7 protein-coding genes are annotated in these 7,174 nt (G+C 48.6%); 4 read left to right on the forward strand and 3 right to left on the reverse strand.

Annotated features, from left to right (window positions below):
- From Q0231_RS05840 to Q0231_RS05850, 3 genes are all read left to right on the forward strand, one after another.
- Positions 1-281 (forward strand): IMP dehydrogenase (locus Q0231_RS05840; protein WP_299346224.1); only part of this gene is annotated, 281 nt, incomplete at its 5' end.
- Positions 282-286: 5 nt separating this feature from the next.
- Positions 287-712, forward strand: coding sequence for an MAPEG family protein (locus tag Q0231_RS05845; RefSeq protein ID WP_299346227.1), 426 nt, complete (start codon positions 287-289; stop codon positions 710-712).
- A gap of 7 nt (positions 713-719) precedes the next feature.
- On the forward strand, positions 720-2,018 hold the full coding sequence (locus tag Q0231_RS05850) for an RsmB/NOP family class I SAM-dependent RNA methyltransferase (RefSeq protein WP_299346230.1): 1,299 nt from the start codon (positions 720-722) through the stop codon (positions 2,016-2,018).
- A 457-nt stretch (positions 2,019-2,475) separates the two neighbouring features.
- Here Q0231_RS05850 and Q0231_RS05855 read toward each other — a convergent pair whose 3' ends face one another.
- From Q0231_RS05855 to Q0231_RS05865, 3 genes are all read right to left on the reverse strand, one after another.
- A complete protein-coding gene (locus tag Q0231_RS05855; RefSeq protein WP_299346233.1) occupies positions 2,476-3,729 on the reverse strand; it encodes a radical SAM protein in 1,254 nt (417 codons plus the stop codon).
- The gene (locus Q0231_RS05860; protein WP_299346236.1) at positions 3,729-4,454 is read right to left on the reverse strand and encodes a hypothetical protein; all 726 of its coding nucleotides are present in this window, start codon (positions 4,452-4,454) and stop codon (positions 3,729-3,731) included. The genes Q0231_RS05855 and Q0231_RS05860 overlap by 1 nt, the downstream gene beginning before the upstream one ends.
- 311 nt (positions 4,455-4,765) lie before the next feature.
- A complete protein-coding gene (locus Q0231_RS05865; protein ID WP_299346239.1) occupies positions 4,766-6,193 on the reverse strand; it encodes a DEAD/DEAH box helicase in 1,428 nt (475 codons plus the stop codon).
- Positions 6,194-6,470: 277 nt separating this feature from the next.
- Here Q0231_RS05865 and Q0231_RS05870 point away from each other — a divergent pair, with 277 nt between their 5' ends.
- Positions 6,471-7,022, forward strand: a complete 552-nt coding sequence (locus tag Q0231_RS05870) for an XRE family transcriptional regulator (protein ID WP_299346242.1) — start codon at positions 6,471-6,473, stop codon at positions 7,020-7,022.
- Positions 7,023-7,174: the final 152 nt, after the last annotated feature.

Raw genomic sequence — 7,174 nt, forward strand, 5'->3', positions numbered from 1 at the left:
GATCGGCTGACCGATACTTCCAGCAAGATGTTAGCGATTCAATGAAGTTGGTGCCGGAAGGCATTGAAGGGCAAGTGCCCTACAAAGGGCCTGCAGGTGCCGTATTGCACCAACTCGCCGGTGGATTGAAGGCCTCAATGGGCTATACGGGCGCTGCCAATTTGATCGACTTTGCCAAGAATGCAGAGTTCGTCAAAATCTCCGGCGCAGCCTTGAGCGAAAGCCATGTGCATGACGTGTCCATTACGCGCGAAAGCCCGAACTATCGTGGCGGTCGCTAAGCAATATGGTCGGTGCTGAAAAACTATTGCTGGTCGCGGTTTTTGCGCAGGTCTTTTTGACCTTCGCTGTGTTGATCATACTTGGTCACCGCCGCGTCCCTTTGGTTTTTCAAGAAAAAATCAAAGTAGCAGACATTGCATTGGACGGTGAAGCTTGGCCTTTGGGTGCAAAATTGGCGTCAAACAATTTTGCCAATCAATTCCAATTGCCAATCATGTTCTATGCGCTGGCAGCCGTTGCGCTGGCCACCGAGCAAGTAACGATGTGGCTTGCAATTCTTGGTGTGCTTTTCGTTTTAAGTCGTTATATACATGCAGCGATCCACATATCGAAGAACCGCGTCTATCGGCGGTTCTTTGCTTATGTGACGGGCATGGCCATTCTTGCCATTATGTGGCTTGGCTTTGCCATTCAAACTCTAATTTTGTGAGGCGCACATGCGTTTACCTGGTCGGCTGAATGCCGCTATTGAAGTTCTGGCGGATATCGAAAAACGCAAACGCCCCGTTGGCGATGCGCTAAAAGACTGGGGACTATCGCACCGTTTCGCCGGTTCTGGCGATCGTGCTGCCATTGGCAATATTGTCTATGATGCCTTGCGCAAAAAACTCTCGAATGCGCACATTGCCCGCTCACAAAGCGCGCGCAGCTTAGCGTTCACAACGCTTGTGCGTGATTGGGGTGAAAACCCTGAAGAGCTGAACGCCAGCTTTGTTGATGACAAGTTCGCGCCAGAAGTTTTGTCAGAAAAAGAAATCGAGACCATCACCCGCGAAAATCCATTGGTTGATGCACCCGAACATGTGCAGGCTGACATTCCTGAATGGACACAAAGCTCGTTTGAAAGCAACTTCGCTGAAGAATGGATCAAAGAAGGCGCTGCTCTAGCTGAGCGCCCACCATTGGACCTGCGCGTCAATAGCTTAAAGACCACCCGTGAGAAGGTTCTTAAAGCGCTCAGCCACACCAATGCTCAAGCGACCAACATTGCGACGCAGGGCATTCGCCTTGCCGCTGGTACACGCGATTCACGCACTCCAAACGTTCAAGCAGAAGAAGCGTTCAAAAAAGGACGTTTTGAAATTCAGGACGAGGGCAGCCAAATTGTCTCTGAGTTGATTTATGCACGTCCGGGCGAAAAAGTGCTCGACCTTTGCGCAGGCGCTGGCGGTAAATCGCTTGCCATGGGCGCAATGATGGAAAACAAGGGCCAACTATTCGCCTATGACAGCGACAAGTCGCGGCTTGCCCCGATCTGGGATCGCATCAAACGCTCTGGATTGCACAATGTGCAAGTGCGTCAACCCCACCACAAAGACCCGCTAACCGATTTGGTCGGCGCAATGGATCGCGTGGTTTTGGATGCCCCTTGCACCGGGTCAGGCACATGGCGACGTCGCCCAGACGCAAAATGGCGTCTAACCCGTCAGCTCATGGAACAACGCTTGCAAGAACAAGAAGAAGTGCTCTCCCAAGCCGTGCCATTCGTCAAAATCGGTGGCTTTTTGGTCTATATCACCTGCTCAATCTTCCCAGAAGAAAACGAAGGTCAAATTTACGCCTTTATGGACGAAAACCCGAATTTTGAACTGCTCAGCGCGGGAGAAGTTTGGCAAGACCTTTATGGCTTCGATAAGCCAATGCCTTGGTCGTCTGATTTGAAATCAGTGACGCTTACACCAGCTTCCACCAATACAGATGGGTTCTTTTTCTCGGTGTTGCAGCGCTCCAGCTAGTTGGGAAACTAAATGGCTAGCGTTTCTCAGCGACACTGCGTGTTTTGAAACAGTTTGCACATGGGACAAAGCGACCAAACTTGAGCGCCAGCCTCTAAGCGTCATACTCGGGCTTGACCCGAGTATCCACGCGGCGTTGCAAACCTGCCAAATCCGTATCGATGCGAACAGCCGTGCGATTTTGCAATCTCATCATGGACCCTCGTGTCGAGCACGAGGGTGACGAGGTGGGGTGAGCGAACCGCAAGTTCAACTAGCGCTCCGCCTGTTTGGTGGTTGGCAGTGTGAATGGCGGCAATGCGGACTAAGTTATCATATCCCTAGATGTTCCTAAATACTCGAACGAGCGGAATCCGGACCTTTGCCATGGACTCCAGTTCTAAAGCTGGCAACCCGAATAACTGATCTCCGCCGTGGGAAAAGTGATGCCGTTTGCAAAAAAATAGTGCAAATTAAGCTATGAAATATCATGTAGCATGGCGTCATGTCGGATAATATTTCTATCTACTGAAAATGTCTTATTCCCATCGCTGTCCACTTTCCCGAGGTCTGAGATTCCCCAGAAATTTGACGGGCCTCCTCGCTCAGTTTCCGAATTCCATTTATCTTGCAACAGCTTTACCCAACGCTCGCGTGGCGAATGTCTTGCTGCATAGTTCGCAGAGCCGCGCGACCTAGAATTTAGATGGCTGAAAACACTAAAGGTGGGCACCCAAGAACTGTCGGGCAGATCAAATCTAATTTCATCGGCAGCCATTTGGCGTTTTAGGATTCCAAGAATATTCGAAGAAAAAAAGTTGGCATCCTTTAAAAATTTATCTGCGGCGTTGCAGCAAGAGTGAAACGAATTCAGATGTAAAAATTCGTTCTCTGCGAACCCAAACACCATTTTTTGGCTAATTGCTTCTTCTCTAAGTTGAAACAGGCCAGGTGCTTTGATAGGCGATGGCAGTACAAGTTCGCGCCCTACCTGCCTAGCGTTTAGCTTACGATAGGTATCAATCATATGGGGGAATGAACGTGACAAATAGGTGATTTGGCGTGAGGTTTTCTCAATTGGGAGTTTGAGATATTCGGCAGAAATATGTCGAACACCAGAGGTGCTAGCCAAGCGGATCATACCAGTGACAGCATCTTCTTCACCAAAAATAATTGGCTGAAACCTAAAAGAAACAGGTATGCCCATAGATGACAGCGCCCCTGCAGCTCTAAGGCGGTCTTCCCAACTAGGCACTCCTTTTTCAAGTGCTGCTCTAGATTCAGAGTACCCTGCTGTGATCGATATCCTAACTAGGAAGTTGCCAGTCGCTAAGACTTCCAGATATGGCTCCTCGGCTAACATGGTATTTTTCGTGCTGATTAAGGTTGGGTATTGATAATCCCTCAAAATCTTTAGCGTTTCTAGTGTCTTTCGTCCTTCCTTTTCCCACGGGCTGAAGGGGTCATTCATTCCCCCGAGCTGGACTGGTATTCTCCGTGCAAGAAACTCATCAACCGCCCCCGAAATGCGACCTTGAGACACTTGACTAAGACGCTTCTCGAGCTGTGCTGGTGCGATTTCTTGATTTGATTTTGTGAGAGGAGCCCCGCCTCTGGCCTTCGAAAAACAGTACGAGCAAGAGAACTGGCAATTGCTGTAAGTGTCGATGCGAAGCGGTACGCTACAGAACGGTAGCTGGCTCGTGAGAGCGAGATAATATTTATAATCCATTAAAGAACAATATAATCCAGAACAAAATAAATATTTTGAAATACGACCCAGAGCACAAGAAATGCGGAGACAGATAGCAGAAACCAAATTGAATAGCGCGGTACAGAGCGACTTCCTCCGTGCCTCCCCAATATCTCCCAAAAAAGGTCCTTTTGCCTGTCACTTGTCAGGCTTTCGTCTATGCACAGCACATGGGTCTCACCATTGTGCTCGAAAGACCATTCGGTTCCAACGTTTGTGACAGAAGGCTCCCCATAGAGTGAGAGCTGGGTCGCCTTAGGAACCGCATATTTTTTGGTGCACAGTCTTTCAAATAGTTTTTCCCTAGCTTTTTCAGGAATGGAATGCCAAGCGCGAAATACTTCCCAAACCAACCATCTTGGAGAGTGCCCACGGTCAGTGTATGCATTATAACTAGGGTATCTTTTTATGAAGCCAGGGCAAAAAAATAGATGCAGGACAAATGCAAAAGCATAGACCAACGAGGCCCACCAAAGTATCTCCCAACGGAATGGAAGGTCTAGTGGAATTGGATAAGTCTCAGTCCCAAAGTTGATCAAGAGTGGGTTGGGTAAGTCTTTTACGGCTTTCACAAATGCAGGTGCGAGTGCAAACCAAGAAATGAAGAACCGAGTGACTGACGGTTTGAAAAAAACATTTAAAAATTGCCAGTGGCTGGTCTCGTTTTGGAACCCTTCAAAAAAAGATAGGATTTTTTTAGACATCTTACCCCCTCTCTAATTCCCTGTTTGACTAGGATCTAGTTCTGGTATTGTTCTGCACTAGTGTCAACACTACAACAAGCTCAAGTCAATGATATTACCAATCTCGAAAATGACTTGAGGGCGTCAGAGGCGTACTATGATATTTGCTGTCACTGCATTTTTGTGAGTTGACGACGAAGGTCAGGTGCGGGCCGGAGTGTCGATAGACTGCCAAAATCTAATGTCGTAGTAGGACTCAAACCCGACAATCTCCAACAAAAAAGGCCGATGAAATTCACCGACCTTTTCGAACTCAATAATCTGTAATTGCCTTAAGCAACTTTTGGTCCGCGTGAACGGTTGCCGCCACCAGCACCGCCGGCGCCACCACTGCGGCGTTTGCCACCTGGAGGTCCATTGCGTTTTTGGCCATCACGGTTTGGTTTGCGTGCGAAAGGCTTATCGCCGCGCTTCGCTTCTGAACGCTCGCCGCCGCGACCTTCAGGCTTGCCGCCTTTGCCGCCATTGCCTTTGCGATGGTTGCCATCTGAACCACGTGGACGACGCTGACCGCCACCACCACCGCCAGAACGACGACGGAATGGCTGTTTTTTGCCGTTTGAACGTGGAATGTCCAATTCAACAACTTCACCGCTTGAATCGGTTGCTGGGATCGTGATGTTCAGCATGCGCTGCACATCGCCCAACAGACCAAGTTCTTCGGTTGAAACCAAGGAAATTGCAACACCACTTTCGCCAGCACGGGCCGTACGGCCAATACGGTGCACATAGCTTTCAGCAACTTCTGGCATATCGTAGTTCACAACCAAGCCAACACCTGGAACGTCAATGCCGCGCGCAGCAATGTCTGTTGCCACCAAAACCCGTGTGTTGCCACGACGGAAAGAGTTGAGGGCGCGTTCACGCTGGTTGTGTGATTTGTTGCCGTGAATGGCAGAAGCGCGAATGTCTGAAACAGTCAAACGCTTTTGTACTTTGTCCGCGCCATGTTTGGTGCGGGTGAAAACGATGATTTGCTCGCCTTCATACTCAAGCAACAAATCGCTAATGGCTTCCATTTTGGCTTTTTGGCCAATTGAAATCACTTTTTGCTCAATCCGGTCAGCAGTACGCTTTTCAGGAATGACAGAGATTTCCAATGGGTTTGTGAGGTGCGAATTTGTCAGCTTGCGAATTTCTTTCGGCATCGTTGCCGAGAAAAGCATAGTCTGACGCTCTTTTGGCAAAAGCTCCAAAATGCTTTTGATCGCTGGCAAAAAGCCAATATCAAGCATTTGGTCAGCTTCGTCCAAGATCACTGTTTCAACAGCGGTCAGATCGACAAAACCTTGATCGATCATATCGATCAAACGGCCTGGCGTGCCAACAAGAATGTCAACGCCGTGCTGCAGTGAATGTTTTTGTTTGTGGTAAGAAACACCACCAACAATAATCGCAGAACGCAATGGCACCTTAGGCGTAAAGCGTTTGATTGTGTCGTGGATTTGCGCAGCAAGTTCGCGAGTAGGCGAAACGATCAAAGCGCGAATTTTGCGTTTTTTCGTTGCTGGAATATTTTCAGCGAGACGAGAAATGGTGGGCAAAGTGAAGGCAGCGGTTTTACCGGTACCAGTTTGCGCAAGACCAACAATGTCCCGGCCTTCAAGCGCCGCAGGGATCGCTTGAGATTGAATAGGAGTTGGTTCTGAGTAATTTAGGTCAGCCAAACAGTTTAGGATCGGCTGGCTAAAACCGAACATATCAAATGTCAAAGGAGGCATCTTTCCAATTTTTGACGCCTACTACATTGCATTTGATCATCATTGATCGAACTTGCAAAACGGCTTTCACCGCTAGTCGACGCATCGGCCAACATCGACCGAATTCAAGGTGGCGCTTTATTGTCGAATGTTGATTGTTAAGTCAAGCACTATTCGCGCAGGGTAGCTATGCGTGTGAAATCGCTCTTCTTATTGACCGCAAAGGGTAAATGCGTTATCTCAAATATGAGAAAATTTCTTATAAAAGAGAATGCGCATGTCTGATCTATCCACACGATTGTCGCAACGTATCAAGCAATTGCGACATGAACATGACTATTCGTTAGACGATTTGGCCGCCTTAAGCAGCGTTAGTCGCGCATCTCTTTCGCGCTTAGAAAAAGGTGAGGTCAGCCCAACTGCTGAAGTGCTTGGCAAATTATGTGCTGTCTACAAATTACCCATGTCGCGTTTGATGTCGATGGTTGAAGATCAGTTTGCCCCTTTGGTGCAGGCACAGGATCAAACTATTTGGCGCGACGAAGACACGGGCTTCACCCGAACCAACATCTCGCCGCCCGCCCTGGCCCTAAAAGGAGAGGTCATCCGCTGCACATTACAGGCTGGCCGAGAGATTTCCTATGATCAGCCTTCACTTGCAGGGCTAGAGCATCATCTCATCGTTGAAGCAGGTGAGCTTGAAGTCAATCTAGATAATCAAACCTATGCTTTAAAAACAGGCGATTGCCTGCGCTATCAGCTGCACAGCGCGTCGCGGTTCAAAACGCCACCCACTTGTTCTGCCACCTATCTCCTTGTTCTCATCTGAAAAGTGCTCGCTATGGATATTCAACAAATCGCCCCCAATGAAATTGACTTTTACCTTGATGGATTGGTTGAAACGCTACAACAAACGGTTGCCGGAGATGGCGCTGTTGGGTTTGTTATGCCTTTACCGCAAGAAGATGCAGCAGCGTTTTG

It is taken from the genome of uncultured Maritalea sp., from assembly GCF_937139385.1.
In the GTDB taxonomy this organism is placed as follows: Bacteria; Pseudomonadota; Alphaproteobacteria; order Rhizobiales; family Devosiaceae; genus Maritalea; species Maritalea porphyrae_A.

Bases quoted from the DNA above. Each gene is read 5' to 3' on its own strand.
- Q0231_RS05855 (WP_299346233.1), bottom strand. From the start codon at position 3,729: ATGGATTATAAATATTATCTCGCTCTCACGAGCCAGCTACCGTTCTGT.
- Q0231_RS05850 (WP_299346230.1), top strand. From the start codon at position 720: ATGCGTTTACCTGGTCGGCTGAATGCCGCTATTGAAGTTCTGGCGGAT.
- Q0231_RS05845 (WP_299346227.1), top strand. From the start codon at position 287: ATGGTCGGTGCTGAAAAACTATTGCTGGTCGCGGTTTTTGCGCAGGTC.
- Q0231_RS05860 (WP_299346236.1), bottom strand. From the start codon at position 4,454: ATGTCTAAAAAAATCCTATCTTTTTTTGAAGGGTTCCAAAACGAGACC.
- Q0231_RS05870 (WP_299346242.1), top strand. From the start codon at position 6,471: ATGTCTGATCTATCCACACGATTGTCGCAACGTATCAAGCAATTGCGA.
- Q0231_RS05865 (WP_299346239.1), bottom strand. From the start codon at position 6,193: ATGTTCGGTTTTAGCCAGCCGATCCTAAACTGTTTGGCTGACCTAAAT.